Origin of the sequence: Streptomyces sp. NPDC051563 (assembly GCF_044454225.1) — a bacterium.
Classification (GTDB): Bacteria; Actinomycetota; Actinomycetes; order Streptomycetales; family Streptomycetaceae; genus Streptomyces.
Genome location: NZ_JBITDL010000005.1, coordinates 32,305 through 56,910 on the forward strand (window position 1 = coordinate 32,305; position 24,606 = coordinate 56,910).

Genomic DNA, 24,606 nt, shown 5'->3' on the forward strand with positions numbered 1-24,606 from the left:
CAGGAACCAGAGGAGAGCCAGTGAACCCGGGGAATCCGGCCGTCGAGAACACGGACGCCAGTGCGGGCCCGGCCGGCGGGGAGAAGGCGGACACGTTCGCCCTCCTCGAACGAGGCCGTACGCTCTCGACGCCCGTGCTCCGCGCCGCCGTGGACCGGCTCGCCGCGCCCATGGACACCGTCGCCGCCTACCACTTCGGCTGGATCGACGCCCACGGCAACCCGGCGGACGGCGACGGCGGCAAGGCCGTCCGCCCCGCCCTCGCCCTGCTCTCGGCGGAGGCCGCCGGCGCCGCCGCCGAGGTCGGCATCCCCGGCGCCGTCGCGGTCGAACTCGTCCACAACTTCTCGCTGCTGCACGACGACCTGATGGACGGCGACGAGCAGCGCCGCCACCGCGACACGGTGTGGAAGGTCCACGGACCCGCCCTCGCGATCCTGGTCGGCGACGCCCTGTTCGCCCTGGCCAACGAGGTGCTACTGGAGCTCGGCACGGTCGAGGCGGGCCGTGCGGCACGCCGTCTGACCACCGCCAGCCGCAAGCTCATCGACGGCCAGGCCCAGGACATCTCCTACGAGCACCGCGAGAGCGTCACCGTCGAGGAGTGCCTGGAGATGGAGGGCAACAAGACCGGCGCCCTGCTCGCCTGCGCGGTCTCCATCGGCGCCGTGCTCGGCGGCGCGGACGACCGTACGGCCGACAAGCTGGAGGAGTACGGCTACCACCTCGGCCTCGCCTTCCAGGCCGTCGACGACCTCCTCGGCATCTGGGGCGACCCGGAGTCCACCGGCAAGCAGACCTGGAGCGACCTGCGCCAGCGCAAGAAGTCGCTGCCCGTCGTCGCCGCCCTCGCCGCCGGCGGACCGGCCAGTGAGGAACTCACCGAACTGCTCGCCGCCGACGCCAAGAGCAACGACTTCGAGAACTTCTCCGAGGAGGAGTTCGCCGCCCGCGCCGCGCTCATCGAGGCCGCCGGCGGCCGCCGGTGGACCGCCGACGAGGCGCGCCGCCAGTACGAGATCGCCATCAAGGCCCTCGACGAGGTGGACATGGACCAGCGCGTGCGCGACCAGCTCGTGGCGCTCGCCGACTTCGTCGTCGTGCGCAAGAGGTGATCGCCACCCGTACACGCATATGAATCGCGAGTCGCCGGACGGTACTGCCTGCCGGTAGTACCGTCCGACGGCGGCCCCCAGAACAGCGGATGACAGAGGACACTGCACGCAAAGGGGAAGCCATGACTGCGACGACCGACGGCGGCGCCCATGCCTGCGGCGCCGACCCGAACGATTCCGGGACCGCCGGGCCGCCGGGCCCGGCACCGGGCACCGGGCCGGATCCCGGTCCCGCCGCGCTGAGCGGGGTCCGCGCGGCCACCGAGCGGGCCATCCGGGACCTGCTCGGCCGGCAGGACGAGGCCGGCTGGTGGAAGGGCGACCTGGAGACCAACGTCACCATGGACGCCGAGGACCTGCTGCTGCGGCAGTTCCTCGGGATCCGGGACGAGGCCACCACCCGGGCCGCGGCCCAGTTCATCCGCGGGGAACAGCAGGAGGACGGCACCTGGGCCACCTTCCACGGCGGGCCCTGCGACCTCTCCGCCACCATCGAGGCCTACGTGGCCCTGCGGCTGGCCGGAGACGCGCCCGACGCCCCGCACATGAGCCGCGCCTCGGCGTGGATCCGGGCCCACGGGGGAGTCGCGGGCGCCCGCGTCTTCACCCGCATCTGGCTGGCGCTGTTCGGCTGGTGGAGCTGGGACCACCTGCCCGAACTCCCGCCCGAACTGCTCTTCCTGCCGTCCTGGGTGCCGCTCAACATCTACGACTTCGGCTGCTGGGCCCGGCAGACCATCGTCCCCCTCACCGTGGTCTCCGCCCTGCGCCCGGTCCGCCCGGCCCCCTTCGCCCTGGACGAGCTGCACACCGACGCGCGCACCCCGTACCCCGCCAAGAAGCTGGCGCCGCTGGCCAGTTGGAGCGGTGCCTTCCAGCGGATGGACAAGGCCCTGCACGTCTACCGCCGGTTCGCCCCGCGCCGGCTGCGCGCGGCCGCCATGGCCAGCGCGGGCCGCTGGATCGTGGAGCGGCAGGAAAACGACGGCTGCTGGGGCGGCATCCAGCCGCCCGCCGTGTACTCCGTCATCGCCCTGCACCTGCTCGGCTACGACCTGCGGCACCCGGTGATGCGCGCCGGACTGGAGTCCCTGGACCGCTTCGCCGTCTGGCGCGCCGACGGCGCCCGCATGATCGAAGCCTGCCAGTCCCCGGTCTGGGACACATGCCTGGCCGCCATCGCGCTGGCCGACGCGGGGCTGAGCCCCGACCACCCGGCCCTGGTCAAGGCCGCCGACTGGATGCTCGGCGAGGAGATCGTGCGCAGCGGCGACTGGGCCGTGCGCAGGCCCCAACTGGCCCCGGGCGGCTGGGCGTTCGAGTTCCACAACGACAACTACCCCGACATCGACGACACCGCCGAGGTCGTCCTCGCCCTGCGCCGGATCAAGCACCCCGATCCGGAGCGGCTGGAGGGCGCCATCGCCCGGGGGGTGTCCTGGAACCTGGGCATGCAGTCGAAGAACGGCGCCTGGGGCGCCTTCGACGCCGACAACACCAGCCCCTACCCCAACAAGCTGCCCTTCTGCGACTTCGGCGAGGTCATCGACCCGCCCTCGGCCGACGTCACCGCCCACGTGGTGGAGATGCTCGCCGTCGAGGGCCGCGCGGGCGACGCGCGCACCCGGCGCGGCATCGCCTGGCTCCTCGCCGAACAGGACCCGAACGGCGGCTGGTTCGGCCGCTGGGGCACCAACTACGTCTACGGAACCGGCTCGGTGGTCCCGGCGCTGACCGCAGCCGGCTACGCCCCCTCGCACCCCGCGATCCGGCGGGCCGTGGCCTGGCTGGAATCCGTACAGAATGAGGACGGGGGATGGGGCGAGGACCAGCGCTCCTACCAGGACCCGTCCTGGGCGGGGAAGGGCGCCTCGACCGCCTCGCAGACGGCGTGGGCGCTGATGGCCCTGCTGTCGGCGGGGGAGCGCGACGCGCCGGCCGTGGAGCGGGGCATCGGCTACCTGGTCTCCACCCAGCGGCCCGACGGCACCTGGGACGAGCCGTACTTCACCGGCACCGGATTCCCCTGGGACTTCTCCATCAACTACCACCTGTACCGCCAGGTCTTCCCGCTCACCGCGCTGGGCCGCTACCTCCACGGAGAACCGTTCGGCCCGGGCGGGCGCTACGCGGATCCGGCCGCCCTCCCGCGCACGGCCCCCGGGGAGGCCTGATGACCGGCGGCCCCGCCGCGGCCGCACCGCCGCCGCTGCTGATCGCCTGCGCCCTGCGCATCGAGCGGACCGCCCTGCGCAGCGCCCCGTACCGCGGCGGCCGCGAGCGGGGCGCACCCGAGCGGTACGAGGTCCTGCGCACCGGCATGGGCCCGCGCGCGGCCGAGCGCGCCGTCACCCGCAAGCTGGCCGAGCCGGGGCTGCACGGCGCGGCCGTGCTCGCCACCGGCTTCTGCGCCGGGCTGCTGCCTGGCATGAGCCCCGGCGACCTGATCGTCGCCGAGGAGACCCGGGACCCGCGCGGCACGGTCGCCTGCGCCGGTACCGCCCTGCTCGCCGAGGCACTGGCCCGGGCGGTACCCGGCCGGACCGTACACCTCGGTGCACTGACCGGATCCGACCACGTCGTCCGGGGCCAGGAGCGCGCCGAACTGCGCGCCGGCGGCGCCGTCGGGGTCGACATGGAATCCGCGGCCACCCTGTGGGCCGCGACCCGGGGCGGGAGCGCCCCGGGATCCCGGGACCGTCCGGTTGCGGCCGTCCGGGTGATCGTGGACGCTCCGGAGCATGAGCTCGTCCGTATCGGCACCGTCCGCGGGGGAATATCGGCCTTTCGCGTACTGCGTGCCGTACTGCCCGCGTTTTACGAATGGCACCGTTCTTTGCTGCTCCCCAGGAGGTGAGCCAGATGGCCATGCCACTGCGACAGACCATCAGGGTCGGGACGTACCTGCTCGAACAGAAGCTCCGCAAGCGTGAGAAGTTCCCGCTGATCGTCGAGCTGGAACCGCTCTACGCATGCAACCTGGCCTGCGAGGGGTGCGGGAAGATCCAGCACCCGGCCGGGGTGCTCAAGCAGCGCATGCCCGTGGCCCAGGCGGTGGGCGCCGTGCTGGAATCGGGCGCGCCCATGGTGTCCATCGCGGGCGGAGAGCCCTTGATGCACCCGCAGATCGACGAGATCGTGCGCCAGTTGGTGGCCAAGCGGAAGTACGTATTCCTCTGCACCAACGCCATGCTGCTCCGCAAGAAGATCGAGAAGTTCACGCCCTCCCCGTACTTCGCCTTCGCCGTGCACATCGACGGACTGCGCGAACGCCACGACGAGTCGGTGGCGAAGGAAGGCGTCTTCGATGAGGCGGTCGAGGCCATCAAGGAGGCGAAGAAGCGCGGATTCCGGGTCACGACCAACTCCACCTTCTTCAACACCGACACTCCGCAGACCATCATCGAGGTCCTCAACTACCTCAATGACGATCTCCAGGTGGACGAGATGATGATCTCGCCGGCCTACGCCTACGAAAAGGCCCCCGACCAGGAGCACTTCCTCGGCGTCGAACAGACCCGCGAACTCTTCAAGAAGGCCTTCGCCGGAGGCAACCGGCGGCGCTGGCGGCTCAACCACTCCCCGCTCTTCCTGGACTTCCTGGAAGGCAAAGCCGATTTCCCCTGCACCGCCTGGGCCATTCCGAATTACTCGCTCTTCGGCTGGCAGCGGCCCTGCTATCTGATGAGCGACGGGTACGTGCCCTCGTACCGGGAACTCGTCGAGGAGACCGACTGGAGCAAGTACGGCCGCGGCAAGGACCCGCGCTGCGCGAACTGCATGGCCCACTGCGGGTACGAGCCCACGGCCGTCCTGGCCACCATGGGGTCCCTGAAGGAGTCGCTGCGGGCGGTCCGCGAGACCGTGGGGGGCGGGAGCAGGGACAAGTCGGCATGACCGGCTTCGACCTCGGCGCCCTGCTGGCCGAGCGGGGTGGCGAGCGGTACGAACTGCACGCCCGCCACCTCAACCACCAGCTGCCGCGCATGCTGCACACCATCGGGTTCGACAAGGTCTACGTACGGGCCGAGGGGGCCCACTTCTGGGATGCCGAGGGCAACGACTACCTCGACATGCTGGCCGGCTTCGGGGTGATGGGGCTGGGCCGCCACCACCCGGTGGTCAGGCAGGCCCTGCACGACGTGCTGGACGCCCAGCTCGCCGACCTCACCCGCTTCGACTGCCAGCCGCTGCCCGGGCTGCTGGCCGAGAAGCTGCTCTCCCACAGCCCGCACCTGGACCGGGTCTTCTTCGGCAACAGCGGCACCGAGGCCGTGGAGACCGCCCTGAAGTTCGCCCGGTACGCCACCGGGCGGCCCAGGGTCCTCTACTGCCACCACGCCTTCCACGGGCTCACCACGGGCTCACTCTCGGTCAACGGCGAGGCCGGCTTCCGCGACGGCTTCGCGCCGCTGCTGCCGGACACCGGGATCGCCCTCGGGGATCTGGCCGCCCTGGAGCGGGAGCTGAAGAAGGGCGACGTGGCGGCCCTCGTCGTGGAGCCCATCCAGGGCAAGGGGGTGCTCGCCGCCCCGCCCGGCTTCCTGCTCGCCGCACAGGAGCTGCTGCACCGGCGGGGGGCACTGCTGATCGCCGACGAGGTGCAGACGGGCCTCGGCCGGACCGGCGACTTCTACGCCTACCAGCACGAGGCCGGGGTCGAACCGGACCTGGTCTGCGTGGCCAAGGCCCTCTCCGGCGGCTACGTGCCCGTCGGCGCGACCCTGGGCAAGGACTGGATCTTCAAGAAGGTCTACTCGTCCATGGACCGGGTGCTCGTCCACTCCGCGAGCTTCGGCTCCAACGCGCAGGCGATGGCGGCCGGCCTCGCCGTCCTGTCCGTCATGGAGGACGAGCAGGTCGTGGCCAACGCCCGCGCGATGGGCGACCTGCTGCGCGGGCGGCTCGCCGCGCTCGTGGACACGTACGAACTGCTCCACGAGGTACGGGGCCGCGGGCTGATGATCGGCATCGAGTTCGGCCGGCCGTCCTCCCTGGGGCTGCGGAGCCGCTGGAGCATGCTCCAGGCGGCGCGCAAGGGGCTGTTCGCGCAGATGGTCGTGGTGCCGCTGCTGCAGAAGCACCGGATCCTCACGCAGGTCTCCGGCGACCACCTGGAAGTGATCAAGCTGATCCCGCCGCTGATCGTGGACGAGGCGGACGTCGACCGGTTCGTCGGCGCCTTCCGCGCGGTCATGGACGAGGCCCACGGCGGCGGCGCGCTGATGTGGGACTTCGGCCGGACGCTGGTGAAGCAGGCCGTCGCCAACCGCTGAGGCGACGGCCCGGCTCGCGGGGCGTCAGTCCAGCAGGCGGTCACGGAGCCTGGCGAGGGTCTCGGGCGCGAGCCCGAGGCCCTCTGCCAGGTACCGCTCCACACCGCCCCACTCCTCGTCGATGGTCTCGAAGGCCGCCGCCAGATACGGGGCGCGGGCGTCGAAGAGCGGGGAGAGCAGTTCCAGCACTTCGGGGGTCCGGGGCTCGGTCGCCTCGCTGCCCCGGCGGACCCGGTAGCGGTTGTGCGGGGCGTTCGACTCCAGGTAGTCGGCCACGATCGCCTCCCGCTCGACGCCCAGCGCCAGCAGGGTGACGGCGATCGACAGGCCCGCCCGGTCCTTCCCGGCGGCGCAGTGCATGAGGGCCGGGACGCTGTACTCGGCGAGCGCGTGCACCACCCGGCCGTGCTCGGCGGTCCGGGTCCGGATCATCGTCCGGTACGAACGGGACATCCGCGCGGCGCCCTTCCCGTCGCCCAGGATCTCGCGGAGCTGCGCCAGGTCCCCGGTGCGGACCATCTTCCAGAACTCGCTGCCGTCGGCCGGATCCGACAGCGGAATGCTGACGTTGAGCACGCCGGGCAGCTCCACGTCCGGACCCTCCAGCGCGTGGTCGGCTCCGTTGCGGAAGTCGAAGACGGTGTGCAGCCCGAGCGACCCGAGGAACTCCGCGTCGGTTTCGGTGGCATGAGCCAGATGTCCGCTTCGGAATAGTTTTCCCGACTTGACCCGCCGGCCGTCCGTGGTCGGCAGCCCGCCCACGTCGCGGAAGTTGCGCACTCCGGTCAGCGTCGGCTCCTCGTGCGGACTCTGGGGTATCGGCTGGGTCACCGGGCTCCTCCGTGTCATCGTCGTCGATGGTGTCCGAATTACGCTACTTGCTGACAACTTGCCATGGCGAGAGGCGAGATCGGACCTGCCCCCGTGAGCCAGATCATACGGTGACGGTGCGTGCCTGATCGCAAATGCCGAATTGCCTGCCCGGGGCGGCTGTTGAAGGTGCGGAATGGACGGAGGGTGACCGGAATTCCGGCAGCCCGTCATCTTCAAGATTCCGTTGGGGAATTCATGACTTGTTCCGCGCGGGCCGACTCGATTACCTTCGCGATCGATCCGGACGGACCGCCTAATCCTGCCGCCGACCGGAAACCGCACCCGACTATTCACGCGCGCGGCAGGAGCGGGGGAACCAGGTAAGCCGCTGTTCCGGATCTCCGGTCGAGATCTTCACGACGGGACAGCTCGGGGTGAAGCCGTACACGTGCCGTTCACCGGCGCGGAGGCGGCCGGACATCTCCAGTCCGAACCCGACAGCTCACCTCGCAGGCGTCGGAGAGGAATGCGACATGTCCGGAACGGGTAAGCACCGCCGTCCCAAGTCCCGCTCGATATCCCGCGGGTTCGCCGCCGCCGGCACCGGTGGCGCGGCCCTCGCGCTTCCGCTGCTCGGCGCCGCCGGCGCCCACGCCGCGGGGGTCCCCGCCGCGGCGCCCGCCGCCGCTCCGGTCCAGGCCGCCCCGCAGGCCGTGGCCGCTCAGGTGCCCGCCGCGCTCCAGGCCGCGCCGGCCACCGCGCAGAGCGCCCCCACCGTCTACACCGTGGTGCCGGGCGACTACCTCTCCAAGATCGCCGCGAGCCGGCACCTCGCCGGCGGCTGGGAGCAGCTCTACGCGGACAACCGCGAGGCCGTCGGCACCGACCCGTCGCTGATCCACCCGGGCCTCAAGCTCACGCTCGGCGCGAAGGGCTCGGCTCCGGCCGCGTCGGCCGAGTCGGCGCCGGCCGAAACGCCGAAGCCGGCCAAGAAGTCTGCTTCTTCCTCTTCTTCTGATTCTTCCGCTTCGTCGAATTCCTCCAACTCGGACGCGGCCTCGTCCGATGAGGATTCCTCGGACGAGGCCGCCGCGCCCGCCCCCGCGCGCAAGGCCCCCGCCAAGCAGCAGGGCGGTTCCACGTCGACCGGCTTCGTCGCCCCCGTCGGCGGCGGCACGTCCACCGCGTACAAGACCGCCGGCTCCATGTGGTCCAGCGGCTACCACACCGGTGTCGACTTCTCCGCGAGCACCGGCACCACCGTCAAGGCGGTCGGCGCGGGCACCGTGGTCTCCGCCGGCTGGGGCGGCGCGTACGGCAACGAGGTCGTCATCCGCCACGCCGACGGCAAGTACAGCCAGTACGCGCACCTCTCCCAGCTCTCCGTCTCGTCCGGCCAGAGCGTCGGCGCCGGACAGACCATCGGACTCTCCGGCGCCACGGGCAACGTGACCGGCCCGCACCTGCACTTCGAGATCCGCACCGGACCCTCGTACGGCTCGGACATCGACCCGCTGGCCTACCTGCGGTCGAAGGGCGTCAGCATCTGAATCCGGGGAGCTGTCGCAGGTGCCGGTCAGGCTGCACGTACGCGGCCTCGCCCTACCTCGCGCTGTGGAACCGGCTCGCCGGTTCCGACCCGGCGGACCTCGACGCCGCCTTCACGGGGCTCGAGGCCTGGGAGGCGCTCGCCGGCGAGGCCCGGGCCCTGACGGCCTTCCTGGCCGACCGCGAGCCCGAGGTCTGCCACCGCTACGACCACTGGTGGAACAAACTGCCGGGCGCCGAAACCCGGCTGCTCGACTGAACGCGGGGCCGGGACCGGAGGGGGGTCCCGGCCCCCTCACCAGGTTTGCGGCCGATGCCGAAGCCGAAGCCGCGCAAGGTCATGCGCACGCCCGCCGGCGCGGTGGCTGCCGCTTACGACGGGTGCACGCCGACGGAGGACGCGACCGTGTCTTGAGTCACCGGGGTGGGGAGGCCGTGGGAGGTGACGAGCCGGGCGTGGCCGTCGGCGAGCTGGTAGGCCAGGCCGACGATGCCGGTGTGGCCGGTGGCGACCTGGTCGGCCAGGACGCGGGAGCGGTCCAGGAGCAGGTTCACGGTGTGCCGTATGTGCGTGTCGATGATGTCGCTGTCGGCGGTGAGTCCGGCGGCGCGGGCTGCCAGGACGCTGGGGGTGACGCGTTCGACGACGTCGCGGACGTACCCGGTGGCCGTGAGTCCTTCTTCGACGGCGGTGCGTGCGGCCGCGACAGCGCCGCACGAGTCGTGTCCGAGGACGACGACGAGGCGGCAGTCCAGCACGCTGGTGCCGTACTCGATGCTGCCCAGGACTTCGGGGCCGAGGACGTGGCCGGCGGTGCGGACCACGAAGAGGTCGCCCAGGCCCTGGTCGAAGATGATCTCGGCGGCCAGGCGCGAGTCGGAGCATCCGAGCAGTACGGCGAAGGGCTGCTGGGCCGGGGCGAGCTCGGCCCGCCGTGCGGCGTCCTGGTTGGGGTGCTGCGGAGCCCCGTCCACGAAGCGCTGGTTCCCGGCGAGGAGGCCGTCGAGGGCCTGAGCGGGGGAGACAGGAAGAGAAGCCATGGCGGCAGCGTACGAGACGCTCTGCCGCGTCGCGCGATCAGGGCATCGGGCAACCTCGGCACGCAGCGGCTGCAGGCGCACCCGGCTAGATGCCGTGGACGGTGGTGAGGTCGGTCAGGCCGGAGATGGTCAGGACGGGTTCCAGGAGCGGATTGGCGAGGAGTTCGATGCGCTCGGCGTGCGGGAAGAGGACGCTGAGGCCGGCGCTGTCGAGGTACTCCACGCCGGTGAGGTCGAGGACCAGGGGGCCGGCCGTGCCCGCGAGGGCGGCGGCCAGCTCCTTGGTGTTGCTCATGTCGATCTCGCCGACCGCGGTGAGCAGCGCGGTGCCGTCGGGCCGCCGTCCGAGGGTGAGGGTCAGGGGCGTGGTCATCAGGCGATCCTCGTGTGCATGTCGACGGTGGTTCCGGATGGGCCGGGAGTGACGGTGACGTGCTGCATCAGCGCACGCATCAGGGCCATCCCGCGGCCGCGGTGCGTGTTGAGCTCCGGCTCCGGCGCCTTCCAGCGGCCGGTGTCGGCGATGGTCAGGTGCAGAACGTTGACGTTCGCCTCGGCCCGGAACTGGATGGTGCCTCCTGCAGCGTCGCGGTGGCCGTGTTCGATGGCATTGGCGCATGCCTCGCCCGCGGCGACCAGGATGTTCTGCACGGTGGCGGAGGGCAGGTCGCACCGGTCGAGCCAGCCGCGCAGCGTCTTGCGTACGGGCGCGAGCTGGGACGATTCGGCGGGGAAGGACATCTCCAGGGGCGCCGGGTGACGGTAGAGCAGCAAGGCGACGTCGTCGTCGTAGCCGTCGACGGGAGCCAGCCGCGACATGACATCGGTGGCGAGGTCGTCGATCGCGGTGTCCCGGCCGTCCTGGAGGGCCTTGCTGGCCTGGTCGATGCCCGCGCTGAGCGGGCGGCGGCGGCGTTCGACGAGCCCGTCGGTGTACAGCAGCAGCGTGGACCGGGCCGGTATGGTGCAGGCGCCTTCGGGACGCTGCGATCCGGGCCGGACGGCCAGAGGCAGGGAGCGGCCCTCCTCCAGGAGCCGGGTGCTGGCGTCGGGCCGGACGAGGATGCCGGGCGGGTGACCGGCGCTGGAGTACGTCAGCTGCCCGGTGTCGACGTCGAGGACTCCGCAGAAGACGGTGGTACAGGCCGCGCCCGGCACACCGGCGGCGAACTGGTCCAGGGCCATCAGCGTCCGGGCGGGGCTGGCGTCCTGCAGCAGGAGGGCGCGGCAGGCGCTGCGCAGCTGCCCCATGACGCTGGCGGCTTCGAGCCCCCGTCCCACGCAGTCGCCGACGACGATGCCGATGCGGCCGTCGGGCAGTGCGACCGTGTCGTACCAGTCACCGCCGACCTCCAGCGGCTGGGTGGCGGGCTCGTAGCGGACGGCGAAACCGGCGGGCAGCTGCGAGGGGCCGAGGATGGCGCGCTGCAGGGCGATGGCCGTCTCGCGCTGCTGGTCGATCTGGTGGGCGCGGTTGAGGCCTTGGGCGAGGTGACCGGCCAGGAGGGACAGCAGCAGTTCGTCCTCGCCCGTGAACGGCCGGTTCTCGCCCAGGTCGATCCACAGGGCGAGCGGCCCGTCGGGGAACTCCAGGAGGATGCCGGCCCCCGTGCGGTCGGCGACCGGGGTCAGGACCGGCCCCCGGCGCAGCTCCTCGAGCGCCTCCCGCTGTCCGGCGGGCAGTTGCGACCAGGCCAGCCGCGCGTCGGTGGAGGTCAGCGCGGGTTCGTCGCCCCGGTCGAAGACCGCCGCCACGACCCACCGGCCGCGCCACAGCTTCTTCAGTTCCTGCAGTGCGCCGGCCAGTGCCTCGGGCACGCTCGTGGCCCGGGACAGGCACGTGCCCAGGGCGGCCAGGGCGCTCTCGCGCTGGATGGCGTAGTGCTCGGCGGTGACGTCCCGGAAGGTGCCCACGGTCACGCGGCGCCCGGTGTCGGGGTCGTCGACCTGGTTGAAGGTGGCCGTGACCCACAGCCGGTGCCCGTCGCGGTGGGTGATCGGAATGGTGTACGAGCCCTTCGTGCTGCCGAGCAGCAGGGCGAAGGCCTCCTCGACCTGCTGGTGCGCCACCGAGTCGGTGGTGGCGTCGGGCCACCACGGGTGGACCGGCCGGTAGGGCAGGCCTTCGGGTCCGTAGCCGAGGATGTCGCTGAACGAGGTGTTGATCTCGATGACCACGCCCTCCTCGTCGCACACGAAGAAGGCCTCCTGCAGGGAGTCCACCAGGGCGGTTCGCCAGCGGACGTGGTGGCCGCGCAGCCGTGCCAGCTCGATGTTCGCCCGTACGCGGGCGAGGAGTTCCGCGGCCGCGAAGGGCTTGACGAGGTAGTCGTCCGCGCCGGCGTGCAGGCCTTCGATGGAGGCCTCCTGTCCGGCCCGCGCGGACAGCAGCAGCACCGGAACCGAGGCGGTCCGCGGGTCGGCCCGCAGCGCCGTGACCAGGGAGAGGCCGTCCAGGCGGGGCATCATCACATCGCTGACCACCAGGTCGTAGGCCTTCGCGCGGATGGCCCCCAGAGCCTGTTGGCCGTCGGCGACCGCGTCGACCTGGTAACCGGCGCCGTGCAGCAGGCGTACGAGGTACTCGCGCATGTCGGGGTTGTCGTCGGCGACCAGGAGTCGTGACGCCGGGGCCGGACCGGGGTCGGTCCTGGCGGCCTCGGCGTCCGCGACGTTCTCGATCCGGGCCGCGAAGGGCGCCGCTTGGCCGTGGTCGCCGGGCAGCCAGCGAAGGGCCTCCTGGACGAAGGGGGCGGTCGCGGTGGAGCCCGCCCCGGAACCCGGCGCCGAGAGGACGGCGTCGGCGGGCAGGTGCGAGGACCCGAAGGGCAGCCGGATGGTGAACCGGGTGCCCCGGCCCTCCGCGGAGGTGGCACTGATCTCGCCGCCGTGCAGCCCGACCAGTTCCTTCACCAGGGCCAGGCCGATGCCGCTGCCCTCGTTGGAGCGGGAGCGGGCGTTCTCGATGCGGTGGAACCGTTCGAACAGCCGGGGTATCTCCTCCGCCGGGACACCGATGCCGGTGTCGTCGACGGTCACGACGGCCGCCCCGTCCACGGCGTCCACCGCGACGCGGATCGAGCCGTCGAAGGTGAACTTCAGCGCATTGCTGAGCAGGTTGAGGACGACCTTCTCCCACATGGTGCGGTCGATGAAGACCGGCTCGGGCAGCGGGGAGCACTCCACCCGGAAGCCCAGGCCGGCCTTGTCGACGGCGGAGCGGAACACGCTGGCGAGCTCACCGGTGACCTCGGCCAGGTCCACCGGCTCGTAGGACGCCTGCATGCGGCCGGCCTCGATGCGGGAGAAGTCCAGCAGGGTGTTGACCAGTTTGCCGAGCCGGAGCCCGTTGCGGTGGATGACCTCCAGCTCCTCGTGCACCCCCGCGTCCGCGTCCACGCCCGCGAGCCGGTCCCGCAGTTCCTCCACGGGCCCCATGATCAGCGTCAGCGGCGTACGGAACTCGTGGCTGATGTTGGAGAAGAACGTCGTCTTCGCCTGGTCCAGCTCCGCGAGTTCCTCCGCACGCCGCTGCTGCGCCTGGTAGCTGCGGGCGCTGGCCACTCCGGTGGCGACGTGCCCGGCGACCAGCTCCACGAAGCCGCGGTATCCGTCCTCCAGGGCCCGGTACCGGTTCAGACCGACCACCATGAACCCGTACGGGTCGCCGCCCTGCTGACGCAGCGGCACCACCAGGGCCTGCAGGGGCGCCTCGGCCCACTCGCCGGTCGGCAGGTCCGCGAACACGTCGCCCTCCAAGGGCACCAGCGCGGACTCCCCCCGGGCCGCGGCGGCCGTCGGCCACGGGGTGACGGAGTCCGGCGGGAGGAACTTCACGGCGGCCGGGTGATCGCTCCCGATCCCGGTGGCAGTGGCCAGCGAGGCGCTGCCGTCGTCCTGGAACAGGTAGGTCAGGGTGAAGGGCAGATCGTGCGGGTTGCCGCTCAACTGCAGCCGCGCGAAGTCGAGCATCTCCTGCTCGGTGCGCACCACGCTGGGGTCGGAGCCGAGGTCGCGCAGCGTGGTCATCCGCCGTTCGCCGATGACGCGCTCGGTCTCCTCGCTGACCACGCAGAGCATGCCGACGACCTCACCGGTGTCGTCGCGCAGCGGACTGTAGGAGAACGTGTGGTAGCTCTCCTCCGGGTATCCGGAGCGCTCGACGAACAGACGCAGTGCCTGGTCCCAGGTCGCCTCGCCGGTGGTGAGGACGGTGTCGATGCGGGGGCCGATGTCGTCCCAGATCTCCGCCCAGACCTCGCTCGCCGGCCGTCCCAGTGCCCACGGGTACTTCCGGCCCAGGGTGTCGCGCCGGTAGGCGGCATTGCAGAAGAAGGTGAGTTCCGGTCCCCAGGCCATCCACATCGAGAACTTCGACGACAGCAGGATGCTCACGGTCGTCTTCAGGCTCTGAGGCCAGTTCTCGGGGATGCCGAGCGGGGTGGCCGCCGACCAGTCCACCTGGCCCAGATCCCGGCCGACCGCCTCGTCGGCGGCGAACACGCCGGCCCCGGCGGGCGCCGCCGTCTCGCGAGCGGCATCCTCGGAACGCGTCACTGCTCACCCCTTCTTCGTTCGAACAGCCGCCGTCCGGGCATACGGCCGACAACCATTGTGCTGCCACTGCGCGTGCCGTGGTGGGCTGTGCGGCCCCCGGCGGCCCGTACGGCTGACGGACCACCGTAGGGAGACCGTTGACGTGATCCGTAGGATAGGACAGCCGAGCCCGGGACCACGAGGTACGGCCAACCAGGCGGTCCGGGAGACTGTGTGACGGCAACCGAGTACACCCTCCACCACGGGGCGGCGCAGGACGGCGCGGACGAGCGGAGCAGGCTCGCCGCGGTACGCCGCTACGCGGCCCTGGACACCTCCGCCGACGGGGCCTTCGACAGGATCGCGACCCTCGCGGCCCGCATCTTCGGCGCCCCCATGGCGACCGTGGCGATCGTGGACAGCGACCGGGTGTGGCTCAAGGCCGCCCACGGCCTCGCGGGCCTCAGGGAGGTCCCCCGCGACCAGAGCGTGCTCGGCACCCTCCCGCAGGAAGGGCCGTACGTGGTCACGGACACCCTCATCGACCCGCGCACCACCACCGGCCCCGCCGTCCAGGGCCGGCCGGGAGTACGATTCTGCGCCGCCGCGGCGATCACCACGCCCGACGGCCACCGACTGGGCACCGTCAACGTGCTCGACACCCGTCCGCGCCACCCCACCGGCGACCAGCTGGCCGCCCTCCAGGAGCTGGCCGCACTCGTCATGGAGGAGCTCGAACTGCGGTTGAGCGCGCAGCACATGGTCGCTGCCGAACGCGCGCGCCGGGCCGACGCCGAGCGACTGGCCCGCACGCTCCAGCGCACCCTGCTGCCGCCGGCCCTGCCCACGGTTCCCGGACTGGAAGCGGCCGCCGCCTACCACACGGCCTCCGCCGACGAGGTCGGCGGCGACTTCTACGACCTGTTCCCCCTCGACGACGGCCGGTGGGCGTTCTTCCTCGGCGACGTGTGCGGCAAGGGCGCGGCCGCCGCCGCACTGACCTCGCTGACCCGCTACACCCTGCGTGCCGCAGCCATCTACGACCCCGACCCCCGCACCGTCCTGTCCAACCTGGACACGGTCCTCAAGGGCGAGTACCAGGGGGACACCCCCCGGTACTGCACCGCGGTGTTCGGCGTGCTCGACGCCGCCACCGACGGGTCGTTCACGGTCACCCTGGCCGGCGGCGGACACCCCCCGGCGCTGGCGGTGCGTGCGAACGGCACCGTGGAACCGGTGTCCACCAACGGCGGCCAGCTGATCGGGATCCTTCCCGACCCGCACTTCGCACAGGCCACCACCCGCCTCGCGCCCGGTGACGCCCTGCTGCTGTACACCGACGGGCTCACCGAGGCCCGTACCGCGGACGGCAGCATGCTCGGGGAGGAGGGGCTGGCCCGTCATCTGGTCGCCCGGCCCGCCCGGGGAGCGGACGTCCTGCTGGCCTCGCTGCACGAGCTCTTCACCGATCTGGGACCGGGAGTGAGCGACGACACCGCCCTGCTCGCCCTGTCCGTCCCGTACCACCAGGCACTGCTACCAGCCCAGGAGAACAGGTGACCCACCGCACCCTGACCACCAGTCGGCGCTCCCACCCGAGCGGGGCCACCGTCCTGGGAGTGGTCGGCGAGCTCGACCACCACACGGCACCGGAGCTCACCGGGGTGATCGAGGAGACCTCCTTCAGCGCGGGCGTCCCCGTACTGATCGACCTCTCCGAGCTCGCCTACTGCGACTCCACGGGCATCACCGTACTGATCGGCGCCTACCACCGTGCGGAGAAGGCCCGAGCCCCCTTGTCCCTCGTCGGGCTGAACGCCGACCTGATGCACGTCTTCCGCATCATCGGCCTCAACCAGCTCTTCACCTTCCATCCCACCATCGAGGACGCGCTCAAGGCCCTCCAGCCGTAGAACCCCCCCCGTACGGACGTGCTGGGGTTGCCGGTCACCGCCGGTGCGCCGCACATCCGTGATCGGTCGGGGCGAAGTCCTCGTACGGGCTGTTCAGCCGGCTCAGAACCGGCGCGGTCAGTCCGGCCCCGCGCAGCGCGAGGGCCTCGGTCAGGGTGGCGGCGCCGAGCTCCTCGGCGCCGTGGGCGAGGGCGGTACGGGCGATCTCGACGGCCCCGTGGCCGAAGCCGTCGGCCTTGACGACCGCCATGCAGGTGGCGGTGGTGCGCGCTCGCAGGCGTCGGGTGTTGGCCGCGACGGCGGCCAGGTCCACCGGGAGCAGGGGCTATCGGTGTTGTTGGATCACGACAAACAGGATGAGCCGGGCACGTGGCACTGGGGCATCCGACGTGTATCAGCCGGCGCTCGTCCACGGACGGCGTTTGAGCGCCACCCGATGCACACCGGATGCCGCAGTGCCGCACGCCGGGAGCAGCCTGATGAGCGAAGCAGGCCCACGGCGGGCACCGCGGCGTACGCGGCGAACAGCCGGAAAGCCGCAGTCACCGGTGCAGAACCCACCCGTCGTCCCACTGAAGGAGCCCCTCGTGCCCGACCGCGCCCCCGCCGGGTTCGTGGCCCTCGCCCACGTCGACCCCACCATCCGCCAGGACCTGCGCTACGCGACCGACCGCAACTTCGCCGCCACCCCCTCGACGGCTACCGGGACGCCACCTGCCTGCTGACCCTTCCCGCCGCCCGGGCCCTGAGCCGTGCCCAGCACCTGCTCACCCGCAACGGCTACGCACTGACCCTGTTCGACGGCTACCGCCCCCAGCGCGCTGTGGACCACATGCGCCGCTGGGCGCGGGACCCCTACCAGCAGGCCGGCAAGGAGCAGTATGTCCCGCGGGTTCCCAAGGACCGTCTGTTCGGCCCCGACCACATCCACGCCCACTCGGGCCACAGCCGCGGCAGCACCGTCGACATCACCCTGACCACCCCCGACGGGACGTTCCTCGACATGGGAACCCCCTTCGACTTCTTCGACCCCCGCTCCCGCACCGATCACCCCGACATCGCGCCGGCCGCCCGCGAACACCGCCGGCTCCTGCACCACGCGATGACCTGGGCGGGATTCCACAACCTGCCCACCGAGTGGTGGCACTTCACCCTCGACGACGAACCCTTCCCGCACACCTGCTTCGACTTCCCCGCCACCCGGGCGGCCCTCGACGCCGACCTGTGCGCGGCGTGACGGACCTGGCCCGGCCACCTGTCGGCACTGACCTCCCGCACAGCCGTTTCGAGCCCCCGACACCGACCGACGTCCTTCTCCAGGAGCCATGCGTGAACACCTGCGACCACACCTCCCACAAGCCGAGCGCCGTTTCCTCCCGCGTCCTGACCGCCGTGTTCAAAGGGGTCTGGATGGCCGGTGCCCTGGTCATCGCCGCATCGATGTGGCTCATCATCAGCGCCTTCGGCACGGACTCGGCGGCGGGGCAGTCATGGCAGCCCGCCGGTGAACTCGGGGCGATCGGGCTGTGCCTCGGTGCGATGCTCGTGGTCCTCGGCCTCCTGACCCACAGCGCTGCGGCGCAGGCGGAACACCGGGAAGGCCCCGATCGGCTTCCGGCACGGTCATAAATCGCTTGAGACGAGACGCTCCGTCTTGCTACGGTGCCCACATGACTTCCTCCTTCTTCCTCTGAGTCCGGGCACGGCCGCCGCCGTTTCTGCTGCCCGTAGACACTTCGCATGCCCAGGGAAAGTCACATGCGCGACCGCGTCCCCACCTCCCGGCCTCGACCCGCTGCCGTGGCGCAGCTGTCCGTCAAGGAGGTCACCAAGACCTATGCCACCCGGACCGTTCTCGACCAGGTCTCCTTCACCGTCCGTCCCGGCGAGAAGGCGGCCGTCATCGGCGAGAACGGCTCGGGCAAGTCCACCCTGCTGCGGCTGCTCGCCGCGGCGGAGGCGCCGGACGCCGGGGAGATCACCGTCAGCTTCCCCGGCGGCACCGGGCACCTCGCCCAGACCCTCGACCTCGACGCCGACCGCACCGTGCAGGACGCCGTCGATCGCGCGCTGGCCGAGCTGCGCGCCATGGAGCGCCGGCTGCGCACGGCCGAGCAGCACCTCGGCGATGCCTCGCAGGAGGAGCTCGCGGCCTACGGCGACCTGCTGATCGCCTACGAGGAGCGCGGCGGATACGGGGCCGACGCCCGCGTGGATGCCGCCCTGTACGGCCTCGGGCTCGCCGGAATCGGCCGCGCCCGCGTGCTCGGCTCGCTCTCGGGCGGTGAGCAGTCGAGGCTCGCGCTCGCCTGCGTGCTGGCCGCCGCCCCCGAGCTGCTGCTTCTCGACGAGCCGACGAACCACCTCGACGCGGCCGCGGTGCGGTGGCTGGAGGAGCACCTGCGCGCGCACCGCGGCACGGTCGTCGCGGTCACCCACGACCGCGGTTTCCTGGAGCGCACCGCCACCACGATCCTCGAAGTCGACCGCGATGCGCGCACGGTGCACCGGTACGGCGACGGCTGGGCCGGCTACCGCGCCGCGAAGGCCGCCGCCCGGCGCCGCGCGGAGCAGGAGTACGGCGACTGGGTTCAGGAGGTGGCCCGTACGCAGGAGCTGCTCGACGCCGCGGGCAGGCGGCTGGCCGGCACCGGCAAGGATCCCGGCCAGGGCTTCGGCAAGCACCGCCGCTCGCACGAGGCGAAGCTGGGCGGGCAGGTCCGGTCCGTCCGGGAGCGGCTGGCACACCTGCGGCGCCATCCCGTGGCCGCACCCCCCGTGCCGCTGCGCTTCACCGCGTCACCGGCCACCGCCGACGGGTCGCCGGACACCGTGCACGGGGAGGGCGCATCCGGCCGTCCGCTCGCGGAACTCGTCGGCGTGGTCGTCGGCGAACGGCTGCGTCTGGACGGCTCGCTGGCGATCGCGCCCGGGCAGCGGCTGCTGGTCACGGGGGAGAACGGGGCGGGCAAGACGACACTGCTGCGTGTCCTTGCCGGTGACCTGGAACCGGATGCGGGCACGGTACGCCGTCCCGCCCGGATCGGATACCTGCCGCAAGAACTGCCGGCACGCCGCACGCGGCTCCCGCTGCTCGCCGCCTTCGCGGCCGGGCGGCCCGGGCTGCCGCACGAGCACGCCGAACTCCTCCTCGCGCTGGGCCTGTTCCGCGAGGAGGACCTGCACGTCCCGGTCGCGGCGCTGTCGGCCGGCCAGCAGCGGCGTCTGCAGATCGCGAACCTGGTGACCCGTCCCGCGGACCTCCTCGTCCTCGACGAGCCGACGAACCACATCGCGCTCGACCTGATCGGGGACCTGGAGGAGGCGCTCGCGTCCTATCCGGGAGCGGTGGTCGCGGTCTCGCACGACCGCGACTTCGGTGCACGTTTCCACGGGGTGCGGGTGGAACTCCGCGACGGCCGGATGCGCTGACCCGCATACGCCCGCATACGCCCGTTCGCGCCCCGAAGCCCTGGCGGCACTCGGCCGGCCGGGCGATTGCGCGCCACAGCCGAGCGGTCGCGTCGTTGCACCTGCATGACCGATTTCATGGTGCAGATCTCCGCCGACTGGCTCGCCCGCGTGTTCCTCTCGCTCCGCCGCGGCACGTCCGCCGATGCGCACGAGCTCGCGGGCGAGCTGCAGCCCTTCACCGAAAAGCCCGGCCAGCGGGTACCGGTTCCGAGAACTACGGTCCTGCGTACGGAACTTGCGCTGCGCCGCGAAATCGAATCCGCCCGCGAGCACACGCGGCGCGCGGAACTGTCAGAACAGGCCGAGTACCTGGTGAAGAGCCGCTTGGTCGGCTGACGCCGAGGTGAAGCGGGGTGCGTCTCCTCCTCGGGAACGCACCCCGCCGGCTGACGGGTCGTGAATCCCGCGCGCCCGCTCCACGGGGCGCGGTGGACGCGGGCCCCGTCGCGAAGCCGCCCGGGTTATTCCCCGGCCCGGAGGTGGTGAAGATCACGGTACGTAAGGCCCTGGCTACGGTCGCGTAGGTCATGATCCGCGGTGAAGTATGGGCTCCCGTGGCAGCGACGACGACTTCCAAGACCAAGACCATTGGCTCGTACGCGGCGCTCGGGGACAGTTTCACCGAGGGCGTGGGGGACCCGGGACCGGGGGACACCTTCCTCGGCTGGGCGGACCGGCTGGCCGTCCTCCTGGCCGACCGGCGCGAGGAGCAGCACGAGCGGCGGCAGGAGCAGCAGCACGAGCCGTACGAGGGGCAGCACGGGCACCCCGGAGAGGCCGCCCGGTCCGGAGGGTTCCGCTACGCGAACCTGGCCGTACGGGGCCGGCTGCTGGACCAGATCGTGGCCGAGCAGGTCCCCCGGGCCAAGGAGCTCGCTCCGGACCTGGTGACCTTCTGCGCGGGCGGCAACGACATCATCCGGCCCGGCAGCGACCCGGACGCCGTGGCCGAACGCTACGAGGCGGCCGTGCGCGACCTCACCGGATCCGTCGGCCTGGTCGTGATCACCACCGGCTTCGACACGCGCGACGTGCCCGTCCTCAAGCACATGCGGGGCAAGATCGCGACGTTCAGTGCGCACGTCCGGTCCATCGCCGACCGGTACGAGTGCCCCGTGCTCGACCTCTGGTCGCTGAAATCCATCCAGGACCGGCGGGCCTGGGACGCCGACCGGCTCCACCTCTCGCCCGAGGGGCACACCCGGGTGGCCCTGCGCGCCGCCCAGGTGCTCGGCCTCGACACGCCGGCCGATCCGGACCAGCCCTGGCCGCCGATGCGGCCGCGCGGGTCGGTCGACACCACCCGCGACAACATCCACTGGGCCCGCGAGCACCTCGTGCCGTGGATCGGCCGCCGGCTGCGCGGGGAGTCCTCCGGGGACCACGTACAGGCCAAGCGGCCGGACCTGCTGCCGCTCTAGGGCGGTGCGCAGGCGCTGCGGAAGCGGTGCGCGAGGGGCGGTGCGGGGGAGGCGCGCGGGGCGGGCGGGGAGCTGCCGGGGAGCGTTCGGAGGCGCCGAACGGAATCCTTGGGGGGTATCAGGCGTTGGGATGGTGGTAACCATGAGAACGCCCTGCCCGCACCCCCCACACTGGAGGCGCCTTGACCGGCTCCCGTCCCTTGCGTCCACGGCTGCGCGCACTGCGGCCTGAAGCCTTCGGCGCGGACCCGTCCGGTGCCCGGCTGGAGCGGATCCTGCGCTCGCCGAACTTCGCCGACGGCATCTTCCAGAACCCGGCCGGCACCCGGACCAGACCGTCCGGGTCCATGGCGGAGTTCGCCAAGATCTACTTCCACAAGGAGCAGCGGCTCCGGCGCAGCCCCGGCGCCCCCATCCCGGTCTACCCGACGACCCTCGCGGAGCTCTCGAAGCCCCCGGTCAGCGGCCTGCGACTGACCTGGATGGGCCATTCCAGCGTGCTCGCCGAGATCGACGGCCGCCGGGTGCTCTTCGACCCGGTCTGGGGCGAGCGCTGCTCCCCCTTCCCCTTCGCCGGACCCAAGCGCCTGCACCCCGTACCCGTACCGCTGGCCTCGCTGGGCGAGGTCGACGTGGTGGTCATCTCGCACGACCACTACGACCACCTCGACCTGCCGACGATCAAGGCCCTGGCCGGTACGGACACGGTCTTCGCCGTCCCGCTGGGCGTCGGCGCGCACCTGGAGCGCTGGGGAGTCCCGGCCGACCGGCTGCGCGAGCTCGACTGGAACGAGAGCACCGAGGTCGCCGGACTCTCGCTCACCGCCACCCCGGCCCAGCACTTCTGCGGGCGCGGCCTGCGCAACCAGCAGTTCACCCTGTGGGCCTCCTGGGTCGTCGCGGGCGAAGAACACCGGATCTACCACAGCGGCGACACCGGCTACTTCTCCGGCTTCCAGGAGATCGGCGCGACGCACGGCCCCTTCGACGCGACGATGATCCAGATCGGCGCGTACTCGGAGTTCTGGACCGACATCCACATGACGCCCGAGGAGGGCGTGCGCGCCCACCTCGACCTCCAGGGCGGCGTCCCGCGCGGCACGATGCTGCCGATCCACTGGGGCACCTTCAACCTGGCCCCGCACCCGTGGGACGAGCCGGGTGAGGGCACGGTGACCGCCGCCGAGGGGGCCGGTGCGGCGATCGCGCTGCCGGTGCCGGGGCAGCCCTTCGAACCGGGTGCGGCGGACGCGCCGAGCGCGCCGTGGTGGCGGCCCTTCGTGGCCGCGGGCTCACCCCCGCCGCCCGCACCGGCCCGGACCGTCACGACCGGCCGGCCGGTCGCCGTGACCCGCGAGGAGCCGGAGGCGGTCGGCTCCTAGGGGCCTGTCCGGGCGGCGGCCCGGAACGACACCGAGACGCGGCCCGGAACGACACCCAAACGACGCAGAGCGGATCCCCCGGGTACAGGGGGATCCGCTCTGCGTCGTTTCCGGCCCCCGCCCGGGCCGAGGTGCGGACGGGGGCCCCGGAAGACGGCGTGGGGCTCGGGAGACGGAAGGGGTCTCCGGGAGGCTGGCGGGGGCTCCGGGGAGGCGGCGCGTGCCCGTGAGGAGCCGGGGCGTGCGCGCTCCCGGCGCATTCGGGCTGTCGTACGAGCGCTCCATCGGGAGCGGGAAGCACCCGGGCGAAGTTCCCCAACTGGCCGTCCTGGGGCCGAGCGTGCGGTCTAGCGTGGGTATCCGGTGATCAACACCGGTATCCCGGGAAGCCGGGGCCGGGCCCCACCTACCGAGGACGCCGATGTCCGGACTCCGCGCCGCCCGCCACTCCCCGTCGAGACATGCCGTCACCGGTCCCGCTCGGCAGATACGGCCCCAGCTGATCCGCGCCGCCCTGCTGCCCACGCTCGCCGCCGGGCTCAGCGGGGCCGCCGCGGTGCTCTTCGCGCTCCAGCTCGGCGGCGGCGCGGGCGACCGCGACCCCCGGCTGTGGCCGGCGCTCAGCGGCTGCGCCCTGCTCTTCGCGGGCGCGCTCGCGGCCGCCCTGCTCGGGGCCCAGCGCGCGGCCAAGACCGTGCGCGACCGCTGCGAGGCGCTGCGCCGCTCCAGCGTCCGCGGCCGCCAGGAGCTGCACACCACCGCCGAACGGCTGGAGCGCGGAGAGCTGCCCGCCCGCCCGGCGCGCGGCGGACCGGCCGCGCCGTCCTTCGGCTCGGAGACGGCGGGAGTCGACGAGTTCTGGCTGCTCGCCCAGGAACTGCGCGGCGCCCGCGAACAGGCCCACGCCACTCTGGTCCGCCTGGGCGGCCCCGTCGCGCCCTCCGACAGCGACCGCAAGGTCGAGGTCTTCGTCAACCTCGCACGCCGCCTCCAGTCCCTCGTGCACCGCGAGATCTCGCTGCTGGACGACCTGGAGGACACGGTCGAGGATCCGGACCTGCTCAAGGAGCTCTTCCACGTCGACCACCTCGCCACCCGGATCCGGCGCCACGCGGAGAACCTCGCGGTGCTCGGCGGAGCCGCCTCGCGCCGCCAGTGGACCCGGCCCGTCGACCTGAGCGAGGTACTGCGCTCCTCCGTCGCGGAGGTCGAGCAGTACACCCGCGTCAAGGTGGTGCCCCCCGCGGGCGGTTCCGTACGCGGCCACGCCGTCGCCGACGTCGTGCACCTGCTGGCCGAACTAGTCGAGAACGCAACCGTGTTCTCCGCCCCCGACACCGATGTCGTGGTGCGCGCGGAGCGGGTCACGGCCGGGATCGCGGTCGAGGTGGAGGACCGGGGCCTCGGCATGCCGCTCGAGGAAGCGCACCGGATGAACGCCCTGCTCGGCGACCCCGACCAGATCAGCGTCCGCCACCTGCTGGCGGACGGCCGGATCGGCCTGTTCGTCGTCTCGGCGCTGGCCCGCAGGCACGGGATCGCCGTCGAACTCAAGTCGAACATCTACGGCGGCGTGCTCGCCGTACTGGTCCTGCCCCAGGAGCTGCTGGGGGCCGAGGCGCCGAGCGCGGCCGACGCCCTGGGCGGCTCCCGGGCGACCGCCTGGGGGACCGGCGAGGGGACCGGCGCGCCACGGCTGGAGCCGGTACGGATGCCCCTGCCCGGGCCGGAGCACTCCGCGGCCCCGCCGGTGGTCACGGCGGCCACGGTGGCGGCACCGGCACCGGCACCGGCACCGCCACCGGCGCAGACCGTGACCGCGTCGGCGGTGCCGGTCGCGCCGCCGCTCTCCGCCGTGCCGGCCGCCAGGGACGGCGGAGACCGCCCGCCGCTGCCCCGCCGGCGGGCCCAGGAACACCTCGCGCCCCAACTGCGTGAGGCGCCCGTGCCCCGCCCGGTCGGCGCCGAGGGCGCGGAGCGGCCCGTACACGACCCAGGCCTGATGGCCGCCTTCCAACGGGGCTTCGGCCTCGCCCAGTCGGAGCACCAGACGTGACCCCGGCCTCTCACCCGACAGCGAAGGAGCG

At 72.4% G+C, this 24,606-nt stretch carries 21 protein-coding genes and 1 riboswitch; of the genes, 16 read left to right on the forward strand and 5 right to left on the reverse strand.

All coding sequences use genetic code 11. The features are described 5' to 3' along the window. The first annotated feature begins 20 nt into the window (after positions 1–20). From ACIA8F_RS07850 to ACIA8F_RS07870, 5 genes are all read left to right on the forward strand, one after another. Positions 21–1,115, forward strand: a complete 1,095-nt coding sequence (locus tag ACIA8F_RS07850; protein WP_399377380.1) for a polyprenyl synthetase family protein — start codon at positions 21–23, stop codon at positions 1,113–1,115. Between the two features lie 122 nt (positions 1,116–1,237). After that, entirely contained in the window at positions 1,238–3,289 is a 2,052-nt protein-coding gene (gene shc / locus ACIA8F_RS07855; RefSeq protein ID WP_399377381.1) for a squalene--hopene cyclase, read from the forward strand. Next, positions 3,289–3,972: a 1-hydroxy-2-methyl-2-butenyl 4-diphosphate reductase gene (locus ACIA8F_RS07860; RefSeq protein WP_399377382.1), complete on the forward strand. Its 684-nt coding sequence runs from the start codon at positions 3,289–3,291 to the stop codon at positions 3,970–3,972. Before shc ends, ACIA8F_RS07860 begins: the two co-directional genes overlap by 1 nt. Positions 3,973–3,977: 5 nt before the next feature. Beyond that, entirely contained in the window at positions 3,978–5,012 is a 1,035-nt protein-coding gene (gene hpnH / locus ACIA8F_RS07865) for an adenosyl-hopene transferase HpnH (protein WP_399377383.1), read from the forward strand. After that, a complete protein-coding gene (locus ACIA8F_RS07870; RefSeq protein WP_399377384.1) occupies positions 5,009–6,391 on the forward strand; it encodes an aspartate aminotransferase family protein in 1,383 nt (460 codons plus the stop codon). Before hpnH ends, ACIA8F_RS07870 begins: the two co-directional genes overlap by 4 nt. Positions 6,392–6,415: 24 nt before the next feature. On the opposite strand, the gene ACIA8F_RS07875 is transcribed toward ACIA8F_RS07870, so the two are convergent. Next, positions 6,416–7,222: a tyrosine-protein phosphatase gene (locus ACIA8F_RS07875; RefSeq protein WP_399377385.1), complete on the reverse strand. Its 807-nt coding sequence runs from the start codon at positions 7,220–7,222 to the stop codon at positions 6,416–6,418. A 315-nt stretch (positions 7,223–7,537) separates the two neighbouring features. Next, positions 7,538–7,733: riboswitch (cyclic di-AMP (ydaO/yuaA leader) on the forward strand. Positions 7,734–7,737: 4 nt separating this feature from the next. Here ACIA8F_RS07875 and ACIA8F_RS07880 point away from each other — a divergent pair. Beyond that, on the forward strand, positions 7,738–8,754 hold the full coding sequence (locus tag ACIA8F_RS07880) for a peptidoglycan DD-metalloendopeptidase family protein (protein WP_399377386.1): 1,017 nt from the start codon (positions 7,738–7,740) through the stop codon (positions 8,752–8,754). A gap of 370 nt (positions 8,755–9,124) precedes the next feature. Here the strand turns inward: ACIA8F_RS07880 and ACIA8F_RS07885 are convergent, their stop codons facing one another. The 3 genes from ACIA8F_RS07885 to ACIA8F_RS07895 form a co-directional block, all read right to left on the reverse strand. After that, positions 9,125–9,793 carry a carbonic anhydrase gene (locus tag ACIA8F_RS07885; protein ID WP_399377387.1) on the reverse strand — a complete coding sequence of 223 codons (669 nt, stop codon included), beginning with the start codon at positions 9,791–9,793 and terminating at the stop codon, positions 9,125–9,127. An 85-nt stretch (positions 9,794–9,878) separates the two neighbouring features. Then, positions 9,879–10,166, reverse strand: coding sequence for an STAS domain-containing protein (locus tag ACIA8F_RS07890; protein ID WP_399377388.1), 288 nt, complete (start codon positions 10,164–10,166; stop codon positions 9,879–9,881). Then, the gene (locus ACIA8F_RS07895) at positions 10,166–14,350 is read right to left on the reverse strand and encodes a SpoIIE family protein phosphatase (protein WP_399377389.1); all 4,185 of its coding nucleotides are present in this window, start codon (positions 14,348–14,350) and stop codon (positions 10,166–10,168) included. Before ACIA8F_RS07895 ends, ACIA8F_RS07890 begins: the two co-directional genes overlap by 1 nt. A 213-nt stretch (positions 14,351–14,563) precedes the next feature. Here ACIA8F_RS07895 and ACIA8F_RS07900 point away from each other — a divergent pair, with 213 nt between their 5' ends. Together ACIA8F_RS07900 and ACIA8F_RS07905 are read left to right on the forward strand one after the other, a co-directional pair. Continuing rightward, on the forward strand, positions 14,564–15,889 hold the full coding sequence (locus ACIA8F_RS07900; RefSeq protein ID WP_399377390.1) for a PP2C family protein-serine/threonine phosphatase: 1,326 nt from the start codon (positions 14,564–14,566) through the stop codon (positions 15,887–15,889). After that, positions 15,886–16,242 (forward strand): STAS domain-containing protein, encoded by a 357-nt coding sequence (locus ACIA8F_RS07905; RefSeq protein WP_399377391.1) that lies wholly within the window; start codon positions 15,886–15,888, stop codon positions 16,240–16,242. The genes ACIA8F_RS07900 and ACIA8F_RS07905 overlap by 4 nt, the downstream gene beginning before the upstream one ends. Before the next feature lie 34 nt (positions 16,243–16,276). Here the strand turns inward: ACIA8F_RS07905 and ACIA8F_RS07910 are convergent, their stop codons facing one another. Continuing rightward, a complete protein-coding gene (locus ACIA8F_RS07910; protein ID WP_399377392.1) occupies positions 16,277–16,555 on the reverse strand; it encodes an alanine racemase in 279 nt (92 codons plus the stop codon). Positions 16,556–16,829: 274 nt separating this feature from the next. On the opposite strand from ACIA8F_RS07910, the gene ACIA8F_RS07915 reads away from it, so the two are divergent. The 8 genes from ACIA8F_RS07915 to ACIA8F_RS07950 all read left to right on the forward strand — a co-directional run bounded on the left by ACIA8F_RS07915 (position 16,830) and on the right by ACIA8F_RS07950 (position 24,575). Next, entirely contained in the window at positions 16,830–16,967 is a 138-nt protein-coding gene (locus tag ACIA8F_RS07915; RefSeq protein ID WP_399377682.1) for a hypothetical protein, read from the forward strand. Positions 16,968–16,987: 20 nt separating this feature from the next. Continuing rightward, a complete protein-coding gene (locus tag ACIA8F_RS07920) occupies positions 16,988–17,479 on the forward strand; it encodes a M15 family metallopeptidase (protein WP_399377667.1) in 492 nt (163 codons plus the stop codon). Positions 17,480–17,571: 92 nt separating this feature from the next. Then, positions 17,572–17,871, forward strand: coding sequence for a hypothetical protein (locus tag ACIA8F_RS07925; protein ID WP_399377393.1), 300 nt, complete (start codon positions 17,572–17,574; stop codon positions 17,869–17,871). Between the two features lie 129 nt (positions 17,872–18,000). Beyond that, positions 18,001–19,674: a ribosomal protection-like ABC-F family protein gene (abc-f, locus tag ACIA8F_RS07930; RefSeq protein ID WP_399377394.1), complete on the forward strand. Its 1,674-nt coding sequence runs from the start codon at positions 18,001–18,003 to the stop codon at positions 19,672–19,674. Between the two features lie 105 nt (positions 19,675–19,779). Further along, positions 19,780–20,052, forward strand: coding sequence for a hypothetical protein (locus ACIA8F_RS07935; protein ID WP_399377395.1), 273 nt, complete (start codon positions 19,780–19,782; stop codon positions 20,050–20,052). 191 nt (positions 20,053–20,243) lie between these two features. Beyond that, the gene (locus ACIA8F_RS07940; RefSeq protein WP_399377396.1) at positions 20,244–21,137 is read left to right on the forward strand and encodes an SGNH/GDSL hydrolase family protein; all 894 of its coding nucleotides are present in this window, start codon (positions 20,244–20,246) and stop codon (positions 21,135–21,137) included. 182 nt (positions 21,138–21,319) lie between these two features. Further along, positions 21,320–22,519: an MBL fold metallo-hydrolase gene (locus tag ACIA8F_RS07945; RefSeq protein ID WP_399377397.1), complete on the forward strand. Its 1,200-nt coding sequence runs from the start codon at positions 21,320–21,322 to the stop codon at positions 22,517–22,519. Positions 22,520–22,940: 421 nt separating this feature from the next. Continuing rightward, a complete protein-coding gene (locus ACIA8F_RS07950; RefSeq protein ID WP_399377398.1) occupies positions 22,941–24,575 on the forward strand; it encodes a sensor histidine kinase in 1,635 nt (544 codons plus the stop codon). Positions 24,576–24,606 lie beyond the last annotated feature (31 nt).